The 2,078-nt window shown below is 45.8% G+C and carries 1 protein-coding gene and 1 pseudogene; both read left to right on the top strand.

Annotated features, from left to right (window positions below; genetic code table 11):
* Positions 1-870: pseudogene (locus tag QZ076_RS21930) on the top strand (RNA degradosome polyphosphate kinase); the annotation flags it as partial.
* 10 nt (positions 871-880) lie between these two features.
* Positions 881-1,558, top strand: coding sequence for a hypothetical protein (locus tag QZ076_RS21925; protein WP_293717235.1), 678 nt, complete (start codon positions 881-883; stop codon positions 1,556-1,558).
* Positions 1,559-2,078 lie beyond the last annotated feature (520 nt).

Here is a 2,078-nt window from a genome sequence, read left to right as displayed (position 1 = left end):
TTTGTAGAGTTGAAAGCGCGTTTCGATGAAGAAAACAATATGAGTACCGCCGAGCGTATGGAGCAGGCCGGTATACGTATTATATATAGTATCCCCGGTTTGAAGGTACATGCCAAAGTTGCCGTTATCATCCGGAAGGACTCTGAAGACGGGAACAAACGACGTGACTTTGCTTATCTTAGCACGGGTAACTTCAACGAGAAGACGGCCCGCGTCTATTCGGATATGGCTTTGCTGACCTGCAACGACGAGATCATAACCGATATAAACAAAGTCTTTGCCGTATTGGAAGGGAAGATGGCCGAGCCGACCTTCCGCCATCTGTTGGTAGCCCGCTTCAATATGGTACCTGAACTGAAACGTATGATTCAACGTGAAATCGATCACGTAAAGGAGGGACGCAAAGGACGGATCGTTTTGAAGATGAACGGGCTGCATGACCAGAATATGATTAATGAGCTTTATCGGGCCAGCGAGAACGGTGTTGAGATCGATCTGATTGTCCGGGGCATTTGTTGCCTGGTGCCTGGTCAACCGTATAGTGCCAATATCCGGATAACCCGTATCGTCGATATGTTTCTGGAGCATTCCCGTATCTGGTATTTCTATAATGACGGTCGGGAAGATGTTTTCCTGACGTCGGCCGACTGGATGCGCCGTAACCTGAACCGCCGTATCGAGACTGCCTTTCCGATACTGGTGCCCGAGATCAAACAGGAGGTCATCGATATCCTGAAGATACAGATGCGCGATAATGTAAAGGCCTGCCTGATCGATGAACAGTTGCATAACAACTTCAAGCAGGATGATGCACCCGAAAAGGTGCGTTCGCAGCTGGCCATTTATGAATACCTGAAAAACAAATCATGAATGAACTGATATGGACAATCCCTCTTCCCTGACCTTTTTCTTGTTTTGCTTCTGTTGGGTAGCTTTGATAGCCGGTGCGGTATTAGGTTACATTATCGGTATCCGTATGGCACGAAACAAGGAGCGTCACCGGCTGGTGAAGGAAAAGATCAGGAAGAATAAGGTGGCCATTTATCATTACCAGAAAGAGAAATACGAGTACATCGAGCAGATCAACCGCCTGGAAGAAGACCTGCATAACCTGACGGAAGAGTCGGAACTCTATAAGGAGCGCGTTGCCGATCTGGAATATTACCAGCGGAAGGTGCGTGAAAGCGAGCAAATCATCGAACGCCTTTCTTCCGAAACAGCGGAGACAGCAGATGTAGTACCCAATGCCTTTTCCCTGCTGATGCAACTGAAGAAAGACCCGGTACGTACCAACCCGACCCGTCAGGAATGGACGGAACTATTACATACAACCGATCTTCTTTTTAATAACTTCCTCACGGAGCTAAAAGAAAAATCGGGTATCACCCGCCATGAAGAAGAAATTTGTTGCCTGATAAAGTGGAACTTTCCCCGCAAAGATCAGCTGGCCGTCTTCAACAACACGACTGACGCCCTCACCAAATCGAAAAGTCGCCTGAAGAAACGCCTGCAACTGGACGAGAAGACGGATCTCGATCAATATATACGGTTTTATTAGACTTAGTTGACAAAATGATCATTTTGTCATTTTGCTATTTGTGTTGCGGGAAAATCCGCTGAATGCGGAGGGATGGGTGATGGTTTACAAATAACGTACGGAGCAGAAGTTTTGCATTGACATTATGCTTATGATTTGTCTGTTATGGTAAAATAAGTTTCCTTGTTAGGAAAAGATCCGGCAGGTAATCGCGACTAGCTGCCGGGTAATTGCCGGTGAAGTCCGAGGTAATTGGAACTACCCGGCAGGTAATTGGGACCAGGTCGGACTTAATCTCCAAAAAGCCTCCGGAAATCGGTTCACAGCTGGCTTTTAGGACTGTTCCAAAAGAAGGTGCTGTTATAAATATTCCATAAAAACTGTCATTATGTTCATCGTTGTATTCAATTTGCATCTGTGTGATAGTTGTCGTTTTTACTATCACTGACCTGTCACACAACTATCTATAGTAGAAAGGTACGGACATAGAAAATAATGAGTCAATGTGGCAATATGCCAATGTGCCAATTTAGAATGTGAA

Source organism: uncultured Parabacteroides sp., assembly GCF_905196875.1.
GTDB lineage: Bacteria > Bacteroidota > Bacteroidia > Bacteroidales > Tannerellaceae > Parabacteroides.
The sequence above is the reverse complement of the archived record's forward strand: the minus strand, read 5'-3'. Positions and strand labels throughout refer to the sequence as shown.